Source organism: Streptomyces sp. DT190, assembly GCF_049846985.1.
In the GTDB taxonomy this organism is placed as follows: Bacteria; Actinomycetota; Actinomycetes; order Streptomycetales; family Streptomycetaceae; genus Streptomyces.
This window is the reverse complement of record NZ_JBNCNM010000010.1, coordinates 266,713-287,096: the sequence shown is the minus strand read 5'-3', so window position 1 is coordinate 287,096 and position 20,384 is coordinate 266,713. Positions and strand designations below refer to the sequence as shown.

The following is a 20,384-nucleotide window of genomic DNA, read 5'->3' as shown; positions in this document are numbered from 1 at the left end:
AGATCCTTTTCCGATCCGATTTCCTCGGCGCTTTCCAGGTTTCCGCTTTCGCGTTTCCCTTTCCGGCGGTTCCGACTCTATCAGATCCTTTCGGGCCTGATCCCCAGTCAGCGGGGCTTGTCTTCGCGGCTGTTGGGCCGTTCCGACGAGTGAGACTTTAGCGGATTCCCCGGCTCCCGAGCCAATCGGGGGCCGCGTCCTTTCGAACGGGGATTCCTCATTCCGTGAATACGCATGCCAATGAAACGACGACAGAGCTACTGCGTCGAGTAGTGGTTGGTACCTGCGGATTGGCTGCCCGGGGACCGACCGGAGTCGGCGCTCACGTCGGGCAACTCGGAGAACAGTACGGATCGGGTCGGGGCGTGTCAACTCACGGGTGGAGCGGGCCTTCGGGGCGTACGGTGGGGTGCATGACGACGCGTACGTGCAGCCAGTTCTGGTGGGCCGCCTGACGGCGGCCGTCCTCACGTATGCACTCAACGGCCGCCGCTCCGGCGGCCGTTCGTGTTTCTCCCTCCTGGACACCGAGGGGCGGCCGCTCGGGGCGGTGGTCACGACCAGGAGGTGGAGAAGAGATGACACGGGTCTTCAGCGGGATCAAGCCGACCGGGCACCTGACGCTGGGGAACTGCCTGGGGGCCATGCGGCGGTGGGCCGAGGTGGATCAGCACCAGGCCGACGCCCTGTTCTGTGTCGTGGATCTGCACGCGCTGACCGTGGAGCACGATCCCGCGCGGGTGCGGCGGCTCACCAGGCAGGCGGCGACGCTGCTGCTGGCGTCCGGGCTGGATCCCGAGCTCTGCACGGTGTTCGTGCAGAGTCATGTGGACGAGCACGCGCGGTTGTCGTACGTGCTGGAGTGCGTGGCCACCGACGGTGAGATGCGGCGGATGATCCAGTACAAGGAGAAGGCCGCGCGGGAGCAGGGGCGGGGCGGGAGTGTGCGGCTGTCGCTGCTGACCTATCCCGTACTGATGGCGGCGGACATCCTGGCGTACGGGGCCGGCGAGGTGCCGGTGGGGGACGACCAGCGGCAGCACGTGGAACTGGCGCGTGATCTGGCCGCGCGGTTCAACCAGCGGTACGGGCACACGTTCGTGGTGCCGCGGGCCACGAACCCGGGGGTGGCCGCGCGCGTGATGAACCTGCAGGACCCGGCGTCGAAGATGGGCAAGAGCGACGACGTCGGGCCGGGGATCGTCTATCTGCTGGACGAGCCGGACGTGGTGCGGAAGAAGGTCATGCGGGCGGTGACCGACAGCGGGCGGGAGGTCGTGTACGACCGGGAGGCCCGGCCGGGGCTCGCCAATCTGCTGGAGATCCTGGCGGCGTGCACCGATGGGGACCCCGAGCGGCTGAGTGGTGCGTACACGTCCTACGGACAGCTGAAGCGGGACACCGCCGAGGCGGTGGTGGAGGTGCTGCGGCCGGTGCAGGAGAGGCACCGGGCGCTGTGCGCGGACCCGGCGTATGTGGAGGCGGTGCTGCGCGACGGGGCGGAGCGGGCCCGGGGGATGGCCCGGCCGCGGGTCGATGCCGCCTACCGGGCGATCGGGTTGCTGCCGGCGGTGACCGAGGCGGTACCGGTTCCCGGGTGAGGTGACCGGGGCGGGGGCGGGGGTGCGGGCCGCCCCCTGCCCGGTGGTCAGCTGTTGTTGCCGGAGGCCAGGGCGCGGCTGCGGTCGCGGGCGGCTTCGAGGGCGGCGATGAGGGCGGCCCGTACGCCGTGGTTCTCCAGCTCGCGGATGGCGTTGATCGTCGTGCCCGCGGGGGACGTGACGTTCTCGCGGAGCTTGACCGGGTGTTCGCCGCTGTCGCGGAGCATCGTCGCGGCGCCGATGGCGGACTGGACGATGAGGTCGTGGGCCTTGTCTCGGGGCAGGCCCAGGAGGATGCCGGCGTCCGTCATGGCCTCGACCAGGTAGAAGAAGTAGGCCGGGCCGGAGCCGGACAGGGCCGTGCAGGCGTCCTGCTGGGACTCGGGGACGCGGAGCGTCTTGCCGACGGCGCCGAAGATCTCCTCGGTGTGGGCGAGGTGGTCGGCGGTGGCGTGGGTGCCGGCGGAGATGACGGACATGGCCTCGTCGACCAGGGCGGGGGTGTTCGTCATGACGCGGACGACCGGGGTGCCGGGGGCCAGGCGCTCCTCGAAGTAGGCCGTGGGGATGCCGGCGGCTCCGCTGATGACCAGGCGGTCGGCGGGGACGTGGGGGGCGAGCTCGTCGAGGAGGGTGCCCATGTCCTGCGGCTTGACCGTGAGGATCAGGGTGTCGGCGGTCTTGGCGGCCTCGGCGTTGGTGACCGGGGTGACGCCGTAGCGGGTGCGGAGTTCCTCGGCTCGTTCCGGGCGGCGGGCGGTGACCAGGAGGTCGGACGGGGTCCAGCCGGCGCGGATCACTCCGCTGAGCAGGGCTTCGCCGATCTTGCCGGTGCCGAGGACTGCGACTTTCTGGGTCATGGCTTTCGGTGCCCTCCGGGGGTTGCGCGTCGTCCTGGTTCATCCTCGCACCCGGGGGTGGCGGGGTGGGCCGGTGTCCGGTGGGCGGGACGGCGGCGCGCGGCCGGGTGGCCAGGTGGCTAGGTGGCCAGGTGGCTAAGTGGCTAGGCGGCTAAGTGGCTAGGTGGCTAGGTGGTCCGGCGCCTGAGGGTCGCCGCTCCGAGGGCCAGGACCAGCAGGGCGCAGCCGGCGACGATCAGGACGTCCCGGACGAAGGTGGCCGTCATGTCGGTGTGGCGCAGGACCTCGTTCATGCCGTCGACGGCGTAGGACATGGGCAGGACGTCGGAGAGGGTCTCCAGGGCCGGGTGCATGTCCTCGCGCGGGGTGAACAGGCCGCACAGGAGGAGCTGAGGGAAGATCACCGCCGGCATGAACTGGACCGCCTGGAACTCCGAGGCCGCGAAGGCCGAGACGAACAGGCCGAGGGCCGTGCCGAGGAGGGCGTCGAGGAGGGCCACCAGGAGGAGGAGCCAGGGGCTGCCGGTGACGTCGAGGCCGAGGAGCCAGAGCGCGAGGCCGGTGGCCAGGGCGGACTGGATGATCGCGAGGGTGCCGAAGGCGAGGGCGTAGCCGGCGATGAGGTCGCCCTTGCCGAGGGGCATGGCGAGGAGGCGTTCGAGGGTGCCGGAGGTGCGTTCGCGCAGGGTGGCTATGGAGGTCACCAGGAACATCGTGATCAGCGGGAAGATCCCGAGGAGGGACGCGCCGATGCTGTCGAAGGTGCGTGGGCTGCCGTCGAAGACGTAGCGGAGCAGGAGCAGCATCACGCAGGGGATGAGGATCAGCAGCGCGATGGTGCGGGGGTCGTGGGTGAGCTGGCGCAGGACCCGGGCCGCGGTGGCGGTCGTGCGGGACGCGCTCAGGGCCCGTGGCCGGGCGGGAGTGGAGGCGGTGGTGGGGGTGGGGGTGGGGGTGGTCGAGGTGCTCATCGGGTCGTCTCCTTGGTGCGGGCTGCCGCCGCGGCCTGGTCGACCAGGTGGAGGAAGGCCTCTTCGACCGTCTCGGCTCCGGTGCGGGCGCGCAGGGCGTCGGGGGTGCCGTCGGCGAGCAGCTCGCCGTCGCGCATGAGCAGGAGGCGGTGGCAGCGCTCGGCCTCGTCCATGACGTGGGAGGAGACCAGGAGGGTGGCACCGCGGCTCGCCGCGATGTCGTGGAAGAGGGCCCAGAGGTCACGGCGCAGGACCGGGTCGAGGCCGACGGTGGGTTCGTCCAGGACCAGGAGTTCGGGCGTGCCGAGGAGGGCGACGGCCAGGGAGACGCGGCTGCGCTGGCCGCCGGAGAGGTTGCCGGCCAGGGCGTCGGCGTGGGAGGTGAGGTCGACGTCGGCCAGGGCCCGGGTGACGCGCTCGTGGCGGCGGTCCGCCGAGGGGCGGCCGGGGTCGAGTATCGCGGCGAAGTAGTCGAGGTTCTGCCGGACGGTCAGGTCGTCGTACACGGACGGGGCCTGGGTGACGTAGCCGATGCGGGTGCGCAGGGTGGGGTGGCCGGCGGGGTGGCCGAGGACGTCGAGGGTGCCGGTGACCTTGGCCTGGGTGCCGACGACGGCGCGCATCAGGGTGGACTTGCCGCAGCCGGAGGGGCCGAGGAGGCCGGTGATCCGGCCGCGGGGGACGGTGAAGGCGAGGTCGCGCAGGACCGTGCGGGGGCCGCGGGTGACGGTGAGGTGCTGGGCGTGGACCGCCTCCGGGTCCGCCTGCGGGTCCTTGGCGGTGGCGGGGGGCGGTGGACCGGGAGTTTTATTCATCACGTGATGAATAATGCTCCCGGTGGTGGGGGGCGTCAAGCGGTCGGCGGGCGGTGGGCGGTGGCGTGCGGCTGCGGGTGGCCCGGGGGCGGGGGTGTCAGGCGGGGGGGGCGTTCTGGCGAGGAGGAGGATCACGTCGTGGACCTCTTCGACGTGGCCGTCCGGGAAGGCCCAGAGCAGGTGCTCGCGTTCGGCTGCGAGGAAGGCCGCGGTGTGTTCCTCGTCCTGCGTCAGGAACACCGAGTGGGTGTCGACCGGGACGCGGCGGGTGAAGGAGCGGCGGCCGGTGGGGTCGGCGGCGCGGGCGTTGACGTCGCGCTTCTCGGCGGAGACGTCGGGTCGTGGGTTGGTTCGGTCATACCGCCACGGTGGCTGCGGGCGCGGGCCGTGACGGTGAGTTTTCGGTGAGGGGGCGTGGGGCCGCCGGATGGGGTGTCGGGCCGTCAGGTGCGGCGCTTTCTTGACGGGTTGCCCGAGCGGCGGGTCGTGCGCTTCTCGTACAGCTTGCGGGCCGACTCGTACTCGGCGCGGTGCAGCTTCTCGCCCGGGGCCTCGCTGAGCGAGCGGAAGAAGTAGGCGAGGAGGGAGCCGACGAAGCCGATGGAGAGGAGGCCGCGCAGGGAGGCCTGACGGTCGGGGTCGGGGCGGCGGGTGAAGCCGTCCCAGGTGTGGCGGAAGGCCATCGCGCTGCACACCGCGAACATGACGATCATGAGGAGCGAGACGAAACTGCCGATCGCGGCGATCTGCAGGCCCTGGTAGGCGAGGCGGAGGACGACGCAGGAGGCGGCGGCAGCGGCGAGGGAACCGGCGGCCACCGCGACGCGGCGGGCGGCGTAGCCGTTGTCGTGGTGCACCCAGGTCGTGCCGAAGAAGCGGAGGGGCTCGGGGCGGGGGCCCTCAGGGCTGGGGGTGCCGGTTTCTGCGCTCACGGCTCGATTATGGCTCGGGCGTGGTGGGCGGGTGCTTGCGGCGGCCTGTGCGGGTGGGTGGGGTGCGCGCGTCTTCGCCTGACGGTGGGGGGTGGGTCGGGGCCGCGCCCGGGGGGGGGGGGGCCCCGCCCGCTTCGGTGTTCCCGGGCTCAGTCGCCGGCCAGCACCCGTGCGGTGTAGGCGGCCAGGTCGGCGCGGAGGCGCTCGCGCGTCAGGTGCTGCCGGTCGGTCAGGTGGTCGACGAGGTCCGCGCGGACCGCGGCCAGCAGGGCGTGGGCGGTGAAGGCGGCGTCGGTGAAACCGGGCAGCTGCTCCAGGACGTCCCGGAGCGTGCCGTGCCACCAGTCGTAGTGGGCGGCGCCGTAGGGACTGTCGCTTCCCGTGCCCTCCAGGGCGAGGGACAGGTGCCGGTGGTCGAGCTTGAAGCAGAGCAGGGCGTCGAGCAGGGCCGGGACGCGTTCGGCGGGGGGTGTGCCGGGGCCGAGCGGGCGGGGCCCCTCGGCGACGGCGTGGCGGATCGGTTCGAGCCGGGACGCGTGGAGCGCGCGGACCAGGCCCGTGCGGTCGCCGAACCCCCGGAAGAGGGTGCCCTTGCCGACGCCGGCCGCGGCCGCGATGTCGGCCATGGTGACGTCCTCGGGGCTCGCGCACGTGGCGAAGAGCCGGTCGGCCGCCGCCAGGACGGACTCGCGGTTGCGCAGGGCGTCCACGCGGGGCTTGCGGTCGGGCACGGGATGCCTCCGTCTCCTTGAACCCGGCAGGAAGATAAGCGGACCATGGGTCCGCATCTTGCTTATCCGGACCGTCGGTCCGTATCATCGTCGAAGCGGACCAGCGGTCCGCATACTACCGGAGGGACACCCATGACCACATCCACACCACCCGACGAGCTGTTCCGCCACAGCCTGCGGCTGCTGCTCGACAAGGACATCGACGGCTGGGTCGGGCTCTGGGACGACGACGGCGTCCTGGAGTTCCCGTTCGCACCCGAGGGGTGGCCGAGGCGGCTGGAGGGCAGGGCGGCCGTCCACGCCTACATGCGGGACTATCCCGACCACATCGACCTGCACGCCTTCCCCGACCTGACGATCCGCCGGACCGACGACCCCGCGACCGTCGTGGTCGAGATGCGCGGAGTGGGGCGGCTGGTGCGGAGCGGAGACCCGTTCGACATGACGTACATCGCCGTGGTGACGGTCGCCGACGGCCGCTTCACGCACTACCGCGACTACTGGAACCCGCTCGCCGTCCCCCAGGACGGCACGGCCGACTTCGCCGGGAGGGACCGGTGACGGCGGCCACCCTCGTCATCGGCGCCACCGGCACGACCGGCGGGCGCGTGGCCCGGCTGCTCACCGAGCGGGGGCGAAAGGTGCGGGCGGCGAGCCGCCGCGCGGTCCCCGTCGCCGGTGCCGAGGCGGTCCGTTTCGACTGGTACGACCCGGGGACGTTCGAGGAGGCGCTGCGGGGCGCGGACCGGGTCTACCTGGTCCCGCCGGTCGGCGATCCCGACCCGGCCGCCGTCATGCTGCCGTTCCTGGAGAGGGCCCGCGCCCTCGGGGTGGAGCGGGCCGTGCTGCTGTCCTCCTCGGCGATCCCCTCCGGCGGGCCGGCCGTCGGGCAGGTGCAGCAGGCCCTGCCCGGTCTGTTCCCGGCGTGGGCGGCCCTGCGGCCCTCGTGGTTCATGCAGAACCTCACCGGTGACCACGAGCACGCCCGCAGCATCCGGGAGGAGGGCGTCATCCGGACCGCGACGGACGACGGGCGCGTGGCCTTCGTGGACGCCGACGACATCGCCGCCGTCGCCGTGCACGCGCTGACCGACGGCCCCGAGGCGGCAGGCGATCTGGTCGTCACCGGGCCGCAGGCGCTGAGTTACGACGAGGCCGCCGCCGTCATCGGCGAGGTGACGGGGCGTGCCGTGACCCACCGGCGGCTGACCTTCGAGCAGCTGCGCGACCGGCTGGCGGGGTTCCTGCCGCAGGAGTTCGCCGCGGTCCTCGCCGGTCTGGACCGGGCCATCGCCGAGGGGGCCGAGGACCGGGTGACCGACACGGTCGAACGCCTCACCGGCCGCCCACCGCGCAGCCTGCGCGCCCATGTCGAGCGCGCCGTGGCGGCGGTGGACGGCTGACGAGCCGGGACGGCCGGCGGGCAGGGGCGGCGGGCTACTTCACCGAGCCCGCCATCACCCCCTGCACGAAGTGCCTCTGGAACGCGAAGAACACGACGACCGGGACGACCAGGGACAGGAACGCCCCGGGGGCCAGGACGTCGATGTTGCTGCCGAACTGGCGTATCTGGGACTGCAGTTCCACCGTCAGCGGCTGTGCGGAGCTGTCCGCGAACAGCAGCGCCACCAGCATGTCGTTCCACACCCACAGGAACTGGAAGATGGCCAGGGACGCGATCGCCGGGCGTCCCACGGGCAGCACCAGGCGGGTGAAGATGCGCCACTCGCTGCCGCCGTCCATCCGGGCCGCCTCCAGCATCTCCTTCGGCATCTCGGCGAAGTAGTTGCGCAGCAGGAACACCGCGAACGGCAGCCCGTAGGCCACGTGGAAGAGGACGACCCCGGGGATGGTGCCGAACAGGCCGAGCTGCCCGAAGAGTTTGGCGACCGGCAGCAGGCCGATCTGCACGGGCACCACCAGCAGCGCGACCACGACCAGGAAGATCGCCTCCCGCCCGGGGAAGTCCAGCCACGCGAAGGCGTATCCGGCGAGCGCCGCCACCACCACGACCAGCACCGTCGTCGGCACCGAGATCAGCACCGTGTTCCAGAACGCCTGCGTGATGCCGGCGTTCTGCAGCAGCGAGCCGTAGTTGTCGAAGGACAGCTGCCCGGGCGTGGCGAACACCGTCCACCAGCCGCCCTTCGCCGTGTCGTCGGCGGAGCGCAGGGAGGACAGGAACAGCCCGGCCAGCGGGGTCATCCACACCAGCCCCACCACGACGAGGAAGGCCTGGACGACTGCGCTGCCCAGCCCGCGCCGCACCGCGTTCATCGCTGACTCCTTCGGAAACGGCGGACGTTGAACACCATGGCCGGGACGACGAGCAGCAGGAGCAGCACACCGAGCGCGCTGCCGAGGCCCTGGTTGTTGCCGCCGCCGAACGACACCAGCCACATCTGCGTCGCCAGCACGGTCGCGTCCTCCTGCACGGGCCCGGGCGCGATGATGTAGACGAGGTCGAAGACCTTCATCACGTTGATCACGAGCGTGACGAAGACGACCGTGAGGACCGGGGCCAGCAGCGGCACCGTGATCCGGCGGAAGATCTGCCACTCGTTCGCGCCGTCCATGCGCGCCGCCTCCAGCGCGTCCCGGGGCAGCGTCGACAGGCCCGCCCCGATCAGCACCATCGCGAAGCCGGTCCAGATCCACAGGTACGCCCCGATGATCGCGGGCGTGACCAGCGCCGGACCCAGCCAGGAGACGCCCTCGTAGGCCGCAGCGAAGTTCGACGACGGCAGCTTCACCGCGTACGAGCCCGCTTCCAGGCCCTCGAAGCGGAAGGAGCCGTCGGCCGCGGTCGTCGCGGCGGCGACCGTCTCGCCGTCGCGCACCGCCTCGACCTTCATCCCGGGCAGGCCGCTCTCCCGCGCGTCGACCTTGCCCTGCTCCCCTCCCCCGCCGGGGGTGAAGTCCAGGTAGACGACCCCGCGCAGTTCACCGGCGGCGGCCTCGCGGCCCACCGCCTCCGAGGCGGGCCGGGCGTCGCCGGGCAGGTCGCGCGGCTGTACGCCGACCAGGCCGAGCGTCACGGCGTCCCCGGGCGAGACGGCCGCACTGCGGTACGAGCCGTCCTTCTCCTTCGTCAGGCCCTGCCCGTCACGCGCCCGGGCCGTCGGGTAGGACGACTGGTCCTTGAAGGCGTCGTGGACGGAGACGACCGCCGCGTTCAGCACGCCCTTGTCCGGGTCCTCGTCGTAGGCCAGCCGGAAGATGATGCCGGCGGCGAGGAAGGAGACCGCCATCGGCATGAACAGGAGCAGTTTGAAGGCGGTGGCCCAGCGGACCTTCTCCACCAGCACGGCCAGGATCAGGCCGAGTCCGGTGAGCAGGGCCGGGGCCACGACGACCCAGATGGCCGTGTTGCGCACGGCCTTGAGGGTCGCCGGGTCGCGGAACATCTCGGTGTAGTTCTCGCCGCCGACGAACGTCGTCCCGGAGGCGTCGAAGAAGCTGCGGCCGACGCTGAACAGCACGGGGTAGACCACGAGCGCGCCGAGCAGCAGCAGCGCCGGGAAGACGAACAGCAGGGCGACGATCCGGCCGCGCCGCCGCAGGCGCCGGGTGCGGTCGGCGGCCGGGCCGGGTGGCGGCGTCGGCGGGCTCGTCTCTTTCACGAGGGTGGCTGTCATGGCGTATCAGTCCTGGTACGCCTTGGCCGCCGCGGCCTCCAGCTTCGCCGCGGTGCCCTTCGGGTCCGACGGGTCACGCAGGAAGTCCTGCAGCAGCTTCCACTCGCCGGTGCCCTTGGTGCCGCCGAAGGCCGCCGGGGCCTGGTCGGACATGTCGAAGCGGACCGAGTCGCCGGCCTCGACCAGGGACTTGGCGGTGGCGCGGGTGACGTCGTCGCCGTAGGAGGCGAGGTCGAGCTTCTTGTTCGGGGAGAGGAAGCCGCCGGCCTCGGCCCACACCGCGGAGGCCTCCGGGGTGGCCAGGTACTCCAGGAGGGCCTGGGCCGCCTTCTGGTTCTTGCCGTCCTTGAGGACGACGGCGGCGTCACCGCCGCTGACCACCGGGGCCTCGCCGCCGCCGACCGCCGGGAACGGGAAGAAGTTCGCGTCCTCGCCGACCTTCTTGCCGAACTGGTCCTTGGCGACGCCCGCGACGAAGTCGCCCTCGTAGACCATGCCGGCCTCGGGCTCCGGGCCGAACACCTTCTCCACCGAGCCGGGGAAGTCGGTGTTCAGGGCGCCCTTCTGGCCGCCCGCGATGAGCTGCTTGTCCTTGAAGAGCTTGCCGAGGGTGGCGAGCGCGTCGACGACGGAGGAGTCGGTCCACTTCAGCTCGTGGGCGGCGAGGGCGTCGTACTTCTCGGGCCCGGCCTGGGAGAGGTAGATGTTCTCGAACCAGTCGGTGAGCGTCCAGCCGTCCTGACCGGCGACGGAGAACGCGGCGAGCCCGGAGTCGGATATGGTCTGCCCGGCCTTCAGCATCTCGTCGTAGGTCTTCGGGGGCTTCACACCGGCCTGGGCGAGGGCGTCGGGGCTGTACCAGACGGTCGACTTGTGGGCGGCCTTGAAGTAGAGGCCGTAGAGGGTGCCGTCGACGCTGCCGTACTCCTTCCACACCGGGGCGTAGCCGGCGTCGACGGACTGCTCGGTCTTCTTCGACAGGGGCTTGAGCCAGCCCTTCTGGGCGAACTGCTTGAGCACGCCGACCTGCGGGACCATCACGACGTCGGGGGCGTTGCCGCCCTCGATCTTGCTGCCGACGACGGTGGAGACGTTGTCGCCGGTGGAGGTGAACTGCGTCTTGGCGCCGGTCTTCTCGGTGAACGCGTCCAGCACCTTCTGGAAGTTCTTCTGCTCGGTGCCGGACCAGACGCCGGCCACGGTGACCGTCTGGCCGTCGAGGGACTTGTCGCCGCCGCCGGCCGCGACGGGGCCGCCGCCGCAGGCGGTCGCGCCGAGTGCCAGGACCAGGGCGGTGCAGCCGGTGAGCAGGGTGGTACGTCGTCGCATCATCGTTGATGTCCCTTCGGGGAGTTGACTTGCGGGGCGTTCAGGAACGGATCCACCAGGCAGCCGTCGAGCCGGAGAGGACTCCGGGCGGGCAGGTGCCGCTGGCGAGCAGGGGGGAGCCGGGAACCGGCGCGGGGGTCGGCGCGGTGCCGAAGTTGACGGCGCACACCAGGTCGCCGCGTTCGAAGGCGAGGACCCCGGGCGGGGTGTCCAGCCAGCGCAGCGTGCCCTCGCCCAGCTGGAGCAGGGCCGAGCGCAGCTGCAGGCCGTCCCGGTACAGGTGCCAGAAGGAGCGGGTGTCGGCGAGCGCGCGGTCGGTGGCGTACTCGGCGAAGTACTCGGGCTGCGGCAGCCACGGCTTGGCGCTCTCCACGCCGGAGGTGAAGCCGAACGGCGACGCCTGGCCCGACCAGGGCAGCGGCACGCGGCAGCCGTCGCGGATGCGGGCCCTGCTGCCGGTGCGGCGGAAGATCGGGTCGGTCAGCACGTCGTCGGGCAGGTCCACGACCTCGGGCAGCCCGAGCTCCTCGCCCTGGTAGATGTAGGCGGCGCCGGGCAGCGCCAGCATCAGCAGGGCGGCGGCGCGGGCCCGGGCGGCGCCGAGGCCGCTGCCCTCGGTGGCGGGCTCGCCGTAGCGGGTGACGGTGCGGACCTGGTCGTGGTTGTTGAGGACCCAGGTGACCGTCGAGCCGGTGCCCGCGATGTCCTGCATCGCCTCGGAGATGACCTTGCGGAAGGCATCGGGGTCCCAGGGGGCGCTGAGCAGGTCGAAGAAGAAGGCCTGGTGCAGCTCGTCGGGGCGGACGTACCGGGCGTGCTCGCGGGCGGTGGGCACGGAGACCTCACCGACGAGGAGACGCTCGCCGCCGTCGCGCTCGGTGTACTCCTCGCATATGGAACGCCAGCGGCGCCACACCTCGTGGACCTCGGGCTGGTTCCAGGCGAGCGGGTTGACCGAGTCACGGGTGCGGGCGTCGGCCTCCGGGTCGTCGGAGTCGGGCAGCTCCGGGTGCTTGAAGAGGCCGGCGGCGACGTCGATGCGGAAGCCGTCGACACCCCGGTCGAGCCAGAAGCGCAGCACCCGCTCGAACTCGGCGGCGATCTCGGGGTTGCGCCAGTTCCAGTCCGGCTGCTCGGGCGTGAACATGTGCAGGTACCACTGGCCGGGCCGGCCGTCGGCCTCGGTGATCCGGGTCCAGGCCGGGCCGCCGAACATGGCGTGCCAGTTGTTGGGCGGCTCGGATCCGTCGGGGCCGCGGCCGTCGGCGAAGTGGAAGCGGGCCCGGGCCGGGCTGCCGGGGGCCGCCGCGAGCGCCTCGCGGAACCAGGGGTGCTCGCTGGAGCAGTGGTTCGGGACGATGTCGAGCAGCACCTTGATGCCGAGCCGCCGCGCGGCCCCCACCAGCAGGTCGAACTCGCCGAGGTCGCCGAAGAGCGGGTCGACGTCGCAGTAGTCGGCCACGTCGTAGCCGTGGTCGTGCTGCGGCGAGGGATAGAAGGGGCTCAGCCAGATTCCGTCGACGCCGAGCTTCTTCAGGTACGGCAGCCCGGCCCGGACCCCGGCGAGGTCGCCGATGCCGTCGCCGGTGCTGTCGAGGAAGCTGCGGACGTAGACCTGGTAGATGACCGCGTCCCGCCACCAGTGGTACTTACTCAGCATGCATGCATGTTAGGTAGCGGTGTCAGAAGGGTGTCAACGAAAAGAACAGAAGTGACCGGCCAGTTGGCGTCACAAACAGGGACTTAGTCGGGCACACCGGAGCCAGTTGAGATGTCCTCGTTACCTAACATGTAACTAGCGGTTGGAGATGACCGCCAGTTCGCGCGCCAGCCGTCGCACCGCCGCCTCGGGCGTCTGCCGCCCGGCCATGGCGTCGTGCACGACCGCCTGCACCACCAGGCTCACCTGGTCGTAGTGCGGGCTCTTGGGGCGCGGCGCGGCGGACAGCACGCTCTGGCGCAGGGTCGGCAGGTACGGGAACCGGCGGATCAGCTCGGGGTCCTCGTACAGATCGGCCCGCACGGGCGGCAGCGCGCCGCGGGTGAGGACCTGGCGCTGGACGCGCTCACTGGTGAGGTACGCGATCAGCCGGGCCGCCGAGTCGGGGTGCCGGGCGTGCGTGCTGACGGCCAGGTTGGACCCGCCGAGCACACTGGTGCCCGGCCCGTCCGGGCCGGGCAGCGGTACGGCACCGACCTCGCCGGCGACCTTCGAGCCGGGGGCGGAGGCGCCGACGTAGGCGTACGGCCAGTTCCGCAGGAAGAGCAGCCGGCCGTCCTGGAAGGCCTGCTTGGACTCCTCCTCCTTGTACGTCAGGGCCTGCCTCGGGATCCATCCCTCGCGCACCCCGCGGGCCAGGAAGCCGATGCCCTCGCGGGCGGCGGCCGAGTCGACCGTGACGCGCTCGCCCTCGTCCCCGAGGATCGAGCCGCCCGCCGAGTAGACCGCCTCGGCCGCGTTGACGGTGAGGCCCTCGTACGGCAGGAACTGCCCCGCGTACCCGTCGAGGCCGTGCTTCGGGGCGATGGTTTTCGCATACCGCTCCAGCTCCGCCCAGGTGCGCGGCGGCGCGACGCCCTCCTCGGCGAGGACGTCCTTGCGGTACAGGAGCAGTCCGGCGTTGGTGACATACGGCACGGCGTAGAGCTGTCCGTCGTAGGTCGCCGTGTCCACGACCGGCTGGAGGAAGGTCTTCAGCGGGAAGCGGTCGGGCGGCAGGGGCCGGATCCAGCCTGCGGCGGCGAACTCCGAGGTCCAGTTGACGTCGATGTTGAGCACGTCGAACCGGCTGCGGTCGCCGTCGCGCAGGTCGGTGGCCATCTGCGCCCGGGTCTCGTCGGCGGAGTCGGGCAGCTCGACGAGGGTGACCCTCTCGCCGGGATGGGTGCGGTTCCAGCCCTCCAGCAGGGGGCCGAGATAGCCGGTGAGGTCTCCGGCGGTGGCCAGGGTGAGCGGTCCGCGGCCGCCCGCCGGCGGCTCCCCCGCCTGCGCTCCGGCGGCGACATGACCGGTCAGGAGGACCACCAGAACGAGAAGGCCCCTACCCGCGGCATGGATCCACCGCATAGGTTCCTCCCTGTACACCGGCGACGGGCACCCTTGCCCGGAACAGAGGCCATGTATACCTGTTAGGTATGGGCGATACTAGGGCCTGGAGCACATTGGACCGGACAGGAGGACTGCACGCGTGCGCCTGCCCCTCCTGGCTCTTCTCGCCCGCGGCCCCGCCCACGGCTACGAGCTCAAGCAGGACCTTGAGCAACTGCTGGGCTCCGCGTACCCTCAGCCGAACGTCGGCCAGATCTATGTGACGCTCGGCCGCCTCGAGAAGTCGGGACTGATCGAGGGCGAGGACGTGGCGCAGTCCAGCCGGCCCAACAAGAAGGTCTACCACCTCACCGACGCCGGGCGGGAGGCGCTGCGCGCCTGGTTCGAGGAGCCCGAGGACGAGCCGCGGGTACGGGACGAGTTCTTCATGAAGCTGGCGCTCGCCCCGCAGACCGGCCTCGCCGACCAGATCGCCCTGATCAACCAGCAGCGGCGCCAGTACCTGAACACCATGCGGCAGATGTCGAAGCTGGCCGCCGCCGAAGACCGCGACAACCGCATCGCCCACCTGCTGATCGAGGGCGCGATGCTGCACCTGCAGGCCGACCTCGACTGGCTGGAGCGGTGCCAGGAAGAGCTGGAGGAGCTGGAGTGAGCGACGACCGTCCCGCTCCTGTGCTGCGTGCCGAGGGGCTGGTGAAGACCCACCACGGCGAGGGCGCGCCCGCCCGTGCCGTGCGCGGGGTGGACCTGTGCGTGCGGCAGGGCGAGTTCGTGGCGATCACCGGCCCGTCCGGCGCCGGCAAGTCCACGCTGCTGCACCTGCTCGGCGGGCTCCAGCGGCCCGACGCGGGCAGCATCTGGCTCGACGGCGAGCCGACCGGCGCCTACAGCGAGGCCCGCTGGGCGGTGGAGCGCCGCAAGCGGATCGGCATCGTCTTCCAGTTCTTCAACCTCGTGTCGAACCTGTCCGTCGCGGACAACGTGGAGCTGCCCGCCCTGCTCGCCGGGGTCCCGCCCAAGCAGGCCCGCGCCGGGCGCGAGCAGCTCCTGGCCGAGCTGGGCCTGACCGGCAAGGAGCGGAGCATGCCGGGCGAGCTGTCCGGCGGCGAGCAGCAGCGCGTGGCCCTCGCCCGGGCCCTGGTCAACCATCCGCCGCTGCTGCTGGCCGACGAGCCCGCGGGCAGCCTCGACAGCAAGGGCACCCGCGAGGTGATGCGGCTGCTGTCCCGCTTCCACCAGCGCGGTCAGACGATCCTGCTGGTCACGCACGACGCCCGGCTGGCGAGCGCCGCGGACCGGGTGATCAGCTTCTTCGACGGCCGCATCGCCGACGACGCGACCCTCGACGGCGGCACCCCGCCGCGCCGGGCCGGCATATCCGGCGTGCTGGAGCTGAAGGACTGACATGCGCGGGTACGACGATCCCCGGAGGGGCTGACCCGTATGCGAGCCACCCTGCGCTGGGCCCACTCCGATCTGCGCACGCACCGCGGCGAGGCGCTGTTCCTCGTCCTCGCCACCGCGGGCATCGTCGCCTCCCTGCTGCTGGCCACGGCCCTGTTCGGGTACGCGACCAACCCCTGGCAGCGCGTCTTCACGCAGTCGCACGGCGCGCACGTGTGGCTGCACACCGACACCGCCGCCGACACCGGCGAGCTGGCCGCGCTGGACGGCGTCGACGAGGTCGCCGGCCCCTACCCCACCGCCGCCACCACCGTCTCCTCGCGCGGCAGCCGCGCCTCCGTCGAACTGCGCGCCACCGCACAACGCCCCTCCGTCGGCCGCCCGCCCCTGGTCGCCGGGCACTGGCTGGACCCGGCCGCCCCGAACGGCGTGGTCCTGGAGAGCCGGCTGGCCCGCGCCCTGCTCGCCCAGCCCGGCGACACCCTCACCGTGCCCGGCACCGCCCGCGAGCTGACCGTCGTCGGCCTCGCCGACAGCGCCGAGCCGCGCTACCGGCCCGGTGAGCAGCCGGGCCTGGTGTGGGCACTGCCGCAGGCCGTGCCGGACCCCGGCGGCCAGGTGATCGGGCTGCGGCTGACCGATCCCGAGGACACCTCCTACGTCGTGCAGCGGGCCGTGACCGTGCTGGGCGCCGGGGCGATCGGTGAGGTGTCCACCTGGCAGCAGGCCCGGGCCGAGGCGCAGGGCGACAACCGGCTCCTCGGCCAGGTGCTGGGCCTGTTCGGGCTGGGCGCGCTGGTCGCCGCCGGACTCGCCGTGCACGGCGCGATCGGCACCCGCATCCGGGGCCATCTGCGCGACCTCTCCATCCTGAAGGCGATCGGCTTCACGCCCGGCCAGGTCGTCCGCGTCTTCCTGCTCCAGCACCTCGCCTACGCCCTGCTCGGCGCCGTCGCCGCCGCCGCGCTCGCCGAGGCCCTGGGCAGCCGGATCCCCGGACGGCTCGGGGACGCGGTCGGCGTCTGGCAGGGCCTGCCCGGGCACACCGCGGCGCTGCTCGTGATCCCGGCCGGCGCGGTGCTGTTCATCGGCGCCACCACCGGGCTCGCCGCCTGGCGGGCCGGACGGGTGCCTCCGGTGCCGGTGCCGCGGCCCGCCGCCACCCCGGGCGGGCGGCTGTCGGGCGTGGCTCGCCGGGCCCTCGGCGTACGGGTCCCGCCCGCCCTGGTGCTGGGCTGGCACAAGGCGTTCACCCGCCGGCCCCGGTCCCTGGGCACCGTCGCCCGCCTCACCCTGCCGCTGCTGCTGATCGTCGTGGCGATGAGCGCCTGGACGACCATCGACCGCTTCCACAGCGAGCCCGAGCAGGTCGGTCTGCCCACCACGCTCAGCGTCCGCGCCGACGCCGGTCTGAGCGAGCGGCAGGCCCGCTCCCTGCTGGAAGGCGATCCGCAGGTGGCCGCCGCCTACCCCGGCGTCGAGACGGCGGCGCTGGTCCCCGGCCAGACGGCGACCATCGCCCTGCGCGGCCTCGGCACCCGCCAGGACCCCTACCCGTACACCCTCGCCGAGGGCCGCCCCGCCCGCGGCGCCGACGAGGCCGTGGCCGGGCAGGGGCTGCTCGACCTGCTGGACGTGCGGGTCGGCGACTGGGTGCGCATGACCGTCGGTGACCAGCCGCAGATCCTGCACATCGTGGGCCGCAGCATCGAGCCGGAGAACGCGGGCCGGGTCATCTCCACGTCCCTCGACACCCTCCGCGACAACGACCCCGGCCTGCGTCCGACCCTCTACGAGCTGCGGCTGTCCCCCGGTGCCGACCCCGGCGAAGTGGCCGACCGGCTGGCCACGGCCGGGCAGGGCCAGCTCGACGTGCACACCGTGACCAACCCCGCCGACGGACTCTCCCCCCTGCGCGCGGTGGTCGCCGGGCTGATCGCCGTGCTGGCCCTCATCGGGCTGATCGAGCTGCTCACCGCGATCGGCGGCACGGTCCGCGAGGGCGAGCGGGATCTCCTCGCGCTGAAGGCCATCGGCCTCTCCCCGCGGCAGATCACGGCCATCACCGTCACGGCCACCGGCTTCACGGCTCTCGCGGCCGTGCTCGCCGCCACCGCCCTGGGTCTGCCCCTCGCACACTGGCTGATCGACGCCCAGGGCCGGTCGAGCGGCATCGGCGCCGGGATCGCCCAGGGGCCGTCGGCGGTGCTGATGCTGCTGCTCGGGGCGGCCGCGGTGCTCTGCGCCGCGGCCCTGGCCGCCGTGCCCGCGGCCCGCGCGGCCCGCCGCCGCCTCGCGGACACGCTGAGCGCGGTCGCCTGACCGAACCGGATCCCCGCAGGCCGGTCAGGCGCCGTAGGGCTGTCGCGGGTGGTGCGGCGGGTGCGCGGTCGGGTGCGGGGCGTACGGGTTGCCCTGCTGATGCGGGAAGGGGGGCGGGTACGGGTACGGCGCGTGGGGCTGACCGTACGGGCTGCCCTGCGGCGGCATGAACGGCGCCGGGGCCGGGGCAAGGGTCGCCGGGTGCGCCTTCAGCCGGATCCCGTACCGCCGCTTGAGCCGGCCCATCTCCAGCAGCGCGATCGCGGTGACCGTCACCGGCGCGCCCAGGACGAAGACGTACCCCAGGGTGAGGCTGAGCCCGTGCAGATCACCGGTGACCAGGTCCGGAACGGCCACGAGCCAACTGGTCACCATGGCGAGCAGCGGCGGCAGCGACCGGTGCGTGGCAGCCGTGCCGAAGAAGTTGCCGGAGACCCGCACGGCCCCGAAGGCCGTGAAGACCAGCAGCCACATCATCGTCATGCCCACCCCGATGATCACGACCGGGTTCGCCGAGGCGTTCACCGTCCGCACCAGCATCAGCAGCACCGCCACGCAGCCCACGAACAGCAGCAGCGCGAGGGAGTTGAGCAGCGGCCTGCGCAACTGCCGCACCGTGCCGCCGCGCCGCCAGACGAAGAGCATCACGCCGACCGTCAGCGGGGTGAGGAAGAGCAGCACGACGGAGGCGGTCAGCGCGTTCTCCAGCAGTTCCGTGACGTCGAAGCCGCCCTCGACGAACGTGTAGACCCCGAGGGAGGCGACCGCCCCGGCGACGACCCGGAACGTCTTGAGCCGTTCCACGGAGGGATCGAGCGACTCGGGGATCCAGGCCGGGTGGAACACCGCCCGGGCCGCGTGCTGCGGCTTCAGCAGGGCCCCGGCCGTCAGCGTGCCGCCGGTCCAACTCCCGCGTGTGCGAGCCATGTCACGCTCCCCCGAGCACTCGCTGTCATGATCGGCGGGAGTCTACGGGACGCGGACGGCCCACCGCCGCCGCGTCCCCTGCCCGGCCTGTGGCGACCGCCGGCCCTAGTTCCGGCCGCGCAGCTCCCGGTAGGTCGCGACCAGCGCCTTGGTGGACGCGTCCAGGCCCTCGACCTCGGCGCCCTCGGTCAGCGCGGGCTCGACGCGCTTGGCGAGCACCTTGCCCAGCTCGACGCCCCACTGGTCGAAGGAGTCGATGTTCCACACCGCGCCCTGCACGAACACCTTGTGCTCGTAGAGGGCGACCAGCTGGCCGAGGACGGACGGCGTCAGTTCGGGCGCCAGGATCGTGGTCGTGGGGTGGTTGCCGCGGAACGTCTTGTGCGGCACCAGCTCCTCCGGCACGCCCTCCCCGCGCACCTCCTCCGGTGTCTTGCCGAAGGCGAGCGCCTGCGTCTGGGCGAAGAAGTTGGCCATGAGCAGGTCGTGCTGGGCCTTGAGCTGGTCGCTCAGCTCGGCGACCGGCCGGGCGAAGCCGATGAAGTCGGCCGGGATGAGCTTGGTGCCCTGGTGGATCAACTGGTAGTACGCGTGCTGCCCGTTGGTGCCGGGCGTGCCCCAGACCACCGGCCCGGTCTGCCACTCCACCTCGCGCCCGTCCCGGCCGACGTACTTGCCGTTGGACTCCATGTCGAGCTGCTGGAGATAGGCGGTGAACTTGGACAGGTAGTGGCTGTAGGGCAGGACGGCGTGCGACTGGGCGTCGTGGAAGTTGCCGTACCAGATGCCCAGCAGGCCCAGCAGCAGCGGCACGTTGGACTCGGGGGGCGCGGTCCGGAAGTGCTCGTCGACGATGCGGAAGCCGTCGAGCATCTCCCGGAAACGGTCCGGGCCGATCGCGATCATCAGGGAGAGGCCGATCGCGGAGTCGTACGAGTAACGGCCGCCGACCCAGTCCCAGAACTCGAACATGTTGGCCGTGTCGATGCCGAACCCGGCGACCTTCTCCGCGTTCGTCGACAGCGCCACGAAGTGCCGGGCGACGGCGGCCTCGTCACCCAGCGCGGCCAGCAGCCAGGAGCGCGCGGACGTGGCGTTGGTGACGGTCTCGATGGTGGTGAAGGTCTTGGAGGCGATGACGAACAGCGTCTCAGCGGGGTCGAGGTCGCGGATCGCCTCGTGCAGGTCGGCGCCGTCCACGTTCGACACGAAACGCACCGTCAGCGACCGGTCGGTGAAGGCGCGCAGCACCTCGTAGGCCATCGCCGGTCCGAGGTCGGAGCCGCCGATGCCGATGTTGACGACGTTGCGGATGCGCTTGCCGGTGTGGCCGGTCCACTCGCCCGAGCGGACCCGGTCCGCGAAGGCGGCCATCTTGTCCAGCACGGCGTGCACGCCCGGCACGACGTTCTCACCGTCGACCTCGATCACCGCCTCCCGCGGCGCCCGGAGCGCGGTGTGCAGCACGGCCCGATCCTCGGTGGTGTTGATCTTCTCGCCGCGGAACATGGCGTCCCGCAGCCCGAAGACGTCGGTGGCGGCGGCCAGTTCCCGCAGCAGTCGCAGGGTGTCGTCGGTGACGAGGTGCTTGGAGTAGTCGACGTACAGGTCCCCGACGCGGAGGGTGTACGCGCTGCCGCGGCCGGCGTCGGCGGCGAACAGTTCGCGCAGCTGGACCTCGCCCAGCTCCTCACGGTGCTTGGCCAGCGCCGTCCACTCGGACGTCTGGTTGAGCCTGGTACGGCCGTCTGCGTTCATCTCGGACTTCAGCCTTCTTTCCTGTCCTGCCTGTGCTGCTGCGT

General features: G+C 72.2%; 19 protein-coding genes. 7 read left to right on the top strand and 12 right to left on the bottom strand.

Going from position 1 to position 20,384, the window contains the following annotated elements; all coding sequences use genetic code 11:
- Positions 1–578 precede the first annotated feature (578 nt).
- The gene (gene trpS, locus ACPXCS_RS20175) at positions 579–1,601 is read left to right on the top strand and encodes a tryptophan--tRNA ligase (RefSeq protein WP_425952345.1); all 1,023 of its coding nucleotides are present in this window, start codon (positions 579–581) and stop codon (positions 1,599–1,601) included.
- A gap of 47 nt (positions 1,602–1,648) precedes the next feature.
- Here trpS and proC read toward each other — a convergent pair whose 3' ends face one another.
- The 3 genes from proC to ACPXCS_RS20160 all read right to left on the bottom strand — a co-directional run bounded on the left by proC (position 1,649) and on the right by ACPXCS_RS20160 (position 4,247).
- Complete coding sequence (proC, locus tag ACPXCS_RS20170) at positions 1,649–2,461, bottom strand: pyrroline-5-carboxylate reductase (protein ID WP_425952344.1); 813 nt, start codon at positions 2,459–2,461, stop codon at positions 1,649–1,651.
- Positions 2,462–2,628: 167 nt separating this feature from the next.
- On the bottom strand, positions 2,629–3,432 hold the full coding sequence (locus ACPXCS_RS20165; protein WP_425952343.1) for an ABC transporter permease: 804 nt from the start codon (positions 3,430–3,432) through the stop codon (positions 2,629–2,631).
- Entirely contained in the window at positions 3,429–4,247 is an 819-nt protein-coding gene (locus ACPXCS_RS20160) for an ABC transporter ATP-binding protein (protein WP_425952342.1), read from the bottom strand. The genes ACPXCS_RS20165 and ACPXCS_RS20160 overlap by 4 nt, the downstream gene beginning before the upstream one ends.
- 138 nt (positions 4,248–4,385) lie before the next feature.
- Here ACPXCS_RS20160 and ACPXCS_RS20155 point away from each other — a divergent pair, with 138 nt between their 5' ends.
- Positions 4,386–4,655: a hypothetical protein gene (locus ACPXCS_RS20155; RefSeq protein ID WP_425952341.1), complete on the top strand. Its 270-nt coding sequence runs from the start codon at positions 4,386–4,388 to the stop codon at positions 4,653–4,655.
- 35 nt (positions 4,656–4,690) lie between these two features.
- Here the strand turns inward: ACPXCS_RS20155 and ACPXCS_RS20150 are convergent, their stop codons facing one another.
- A complete protein-coding gene (locus tag ACPXCS_RS20150; RefSeq protein WP_425952340.1) occupies positions 4,691–5,179 on the bottom strand; it encodes an EamA/RhaT family transporter in 489 nt (162 codons plus the stop codon).
- Positions 5,180–5,328: 149 nt separating this feature from the next.
- Complete coding sequence (locus ACPXCS_RS20145) at positions 5,329–5,910, bottom strand: TetR/AcrR family transcriptional regulator (RefSeq protein ID WP_425945616.1); 582 nt, start codon at positions 5,908–5,910, stop codon at positions 5,329–5,331.
- Positions 5,911–6,042: 132 nt separating this feature from the next.
- Here ACPXCS_RS20145 and ACPXCS_RS20140 point away from each other — a divergent pair, with 132 nt between their 5' ends.
- Together ACPXCS_RS20140 and ACPXCS_RS20135 are read left to right on the top strand one after the other, a co-directional pair.
- Positions 6,043–6,471, top strand: a complete 429-nt coding sequence (locus ACPXCS_RS20140) for a nuclear transport factor 2 family protein (protein ID WP_425945615.1) — start codon at positions 6,043–6,045, stop codon at positions 6,469–6,471.
- Positions 6,468–7,313 carry an NmrA family NAD(P)-binding protein gene (locus ACPXCS_RS20135; protein ID WP_425945614.1) on the top strand — a complete coding sequence of 282 codons (846 nt, stop codon included), beginning with the start codon at positions 6,468–6,470 and terminating at the stop codon, positions 7,311–7,313. The genes ACPXCS_RS20140 and ACPXCS_RS20135 overlap by 4 nt, the downstream gene beginning before the upstream one ends.
- A 34-nt stretch (positions 7,314–7,347) precedes the next feature.
- Here ACPXCS_RS20135 and ACPXCS_RS20130 read toward each other — a convergent pair whose 3' ends face one another.
- The 5 genes from ACPXCS_RS20130 to ACPXCS_RS20110 all read right to left on the bottom strand — a co-directional run bounded on the left by ACPXCS_RS20130 (position 7,348) and on the right by ACPXCS_RS20110 (position 13,944).
- Entirely contained in the window at positions 7,348–8,187 is an 840-nt protein-coding gene (locus ACPXCS_RS20130) for a carbohydrate ABC transporter permease (protein WP_425945613.1), read from the bottom strand.
- The gene (locus ACPXCS_RS20125; RefSeq protein WP_425945612.1) at positions 8,184–9,548 is read right to left on the bottom strand and encodes a carbohydrate ABC transporter permease; all 1,365 of its coding nucleotides are present in this window, start codon (positions 9,546–9,548) and stop codon (positions 8,184–8,186) included. Before ACPXCS_RS20125 ends, ACPXCS_RS20130 begins: the two co-directional genes overlap by 4 nt.
- Positions 9,549–9,554: 6 nt before the next feature.
- The gene (locus ACPXCS_RS20120; RefSeq protein WP_425945611.1) at positions 9,555–10,880 is read right to left on the bottom strand and encodes an ABC transporter substrate-binding protein; all 1,326 of its coding nucleotides are present in this window, start codon (positions 10,878–10,880) and stop codon (positions 9,555–9,557) included.
- Positions 10,881–10,917: 37 nt separating this feature from the next.
- Entirely contained in the window at positions 10,918–12,537 is a 1,620-nt protein-coding gene (locus ACPXCS_RS20115) for a glycoside hydrolase family 13 protein (RefSeq protein ID WP_425945610.1), read from the bottom strand.
- Between the two features lie 135 nt (positions 12,538–12,672).
- Positions 12,673–13,944 (bottom strand): ABC transporter substrate-binding protein, encoded by a 1,272-nt coding sequence (locus ACPXCS_RS20110; protein WP_425945609.1) that lies wholly within the window; start codon positions 13,942–13,944, stop codon positions 12,673–12,675.
- Between the two features lie 121 nt (positions 13,945–14,065).
- Here ACPXCS_RS20110 and ACPXCS_RS20105 point away from each other — a divergent pair, with 121 nt between their 5' ends.
- Genes ACPXCS_RS20105 through ACPXCS_RS20095 form a run of 3 tightly spaced genes read left to right on the top strand, consistent with a single transcriptional unit; the run spans position 14,066 to position 17,655 of the window.
- The gene (locus ACPXCS_RS20105) at positions 14,066–14,581 is read left to right on the top strand and encodes a PadR family transcriptional regulator (protein ID WP_309097075.1); all 516 of its coding nucleotides are present in this window, start codon (positions 14,066–14,068) and stop codon (positions 14,579–14,581) included.
- Positions 14,578–15,333 carry an ABC transporter ATP-binding protein gene (locus tag ACPXCS_RS20100; protein WP_425945608.1) on the top strand — a complete coding sequence of 252 codons (756 nt, stop codon included), beginning with the start codon at positions 14,578–14,580 and terminating at the stop codon, positions 15,331–15,333. Before ACPXCS_RS20105 ends, ACPXCS_RS20100 begins: the two co-directional genes overlap by 4 nt.
- Positions 15,334–15,372: 39 nt before the next feature.
- Positions 15,373–17,655 carry an FtsX-like permease family protein gene (locus ACPXCS_RS20095; RefSeq protein ID WP_425945607.1) on the top strand — a complete coding sequence of 761 codons (2,283 nt, stop codon included), beginning with the start codon at positions 15,373–15,375 and terminating at the stop codon, positions 17,653–17,655.
- A gap of 24 nt (positions 17,656–17,679) precedes the next feature.
- Here the strand turns inward: ACPXCS_RS20095 and ACPXCS_RS20090 are convergent, their stop codons facing one another.
- Positions 17,680–18,582, bottom strand: a complete 903-nt coding sequence (locus ACPXCS_RS20090) for a hypothetical protein (RefSeq protein ID WP_425945606.1) — start codon at positions 18,580–18,582, stop codon at positions 17,680–17,682.
- A gap of 105 nt (positions 18,583–18,687) precedes the next feature.
- Positions 18,688–20,340 carry a glucose-6-phosphate isomerase gene (gene pgi / locus ACPXCS_RS20085; protein ID WP_425945605.1) on the bottom strand — a complete coding sequence of 551 codons (1,653 nt, stop codon included), beginning with the start codon at positions 20,338–20,340 and terminating at the stop codon, positions 18,688–18,690.
- Between the last annotated feature and the right edge of the window lie 44 nt (positions 20,341–20,384).

Coding starts and splice junctions, on each gene's coding strand:
- trpS (WP_425952345.1), top strand. CDS start 579: ATGACACGGGTCTTCAGCGGGATCAAGCCGACCGGGCACCTGACGCTG.
- proC (WP_425952344.1), bottom strand. CDS start 2,461: ATGACCCAGAAAGTCGCAGTCCTCGGCACCGGCAAGATCGGCGAAGCC.
- ACPXCS_RS20165 (WP_425952343.1), bottom strand. CDS start 3,432: ATGAGCACCTCGACCACCCCCACCCCCACCCCCACCACCGCCTCCACT.
- ACPXCS_RS20160 (WP_425952342.1), bottom strand. CDS start 4,247: ATGAATAAAACTCCCGGTCCACCGCCCCCCGCCACCGCCAAGGACCCG.
- ACPXCS_RS20140 (WP_425945615.1), top strand. CDS start 6,043: ATGACCACATCCACACCACCCGACGAGCTGTTCCGCCACAGCCTGCGG.
- ACPXCS_RS20130 (WP_425945613.1), bottom strand. CDS start 8,187: ATGAACGCGGTGCGGCGCGGGCTGGGCAGCGCAGTCGTCCAGGCCTTC.
- ACPXCS_RS20125 (WP_425945612.1), bottom strand. CDS start 9,548: ATGACAGCCACCCTCGTGAAAGAGACGAGCCCGCCGACGCCGCCACCC.
- ACPXCS_RS20120 (WP_425945611.1), bottom strand. CDS start 10,880: ATGATGCGACGACGTACCACCCTGCTCACCGGCTGCACCGCCCTGGTC.
- ACPXCS_RS20115 (WP_425945610.1), bottom strand. CDS start 12,537: ATGCTGAGTAAGTACCACTGGTGGCGGGACGCGGTCATCTACCAGGTC.
- ACPXCS_RS20110 (WP_425945609.1), bottom strand. CDS start 13,944: ATGCGGTGGATCCATGCCGCGGGTAGGGGCCTTCTCGTTCTGGTGGTC.
- ACPXCS_RS20095 (WP_425945607.1), top strand. CDS start 15,373: ATGCGAGCCACCCTGCGCTGGGCCCACTCCGATCTGCGCACGCACCGC.
- ACPXCS_RS20090 (WP_425945606.1), bottom strand. CDS start 18,582: ATGGCTCGCACACGCGGGAGTTGGACCGGCGGCACGCTGACGGCCGGG.
- pgi (WP_425945605.1), bottom strand. CDS start 20,340: ATGAACGCAGACGGCCGTACCAGGCTCAACCAGACGTCCGAGTGGACG.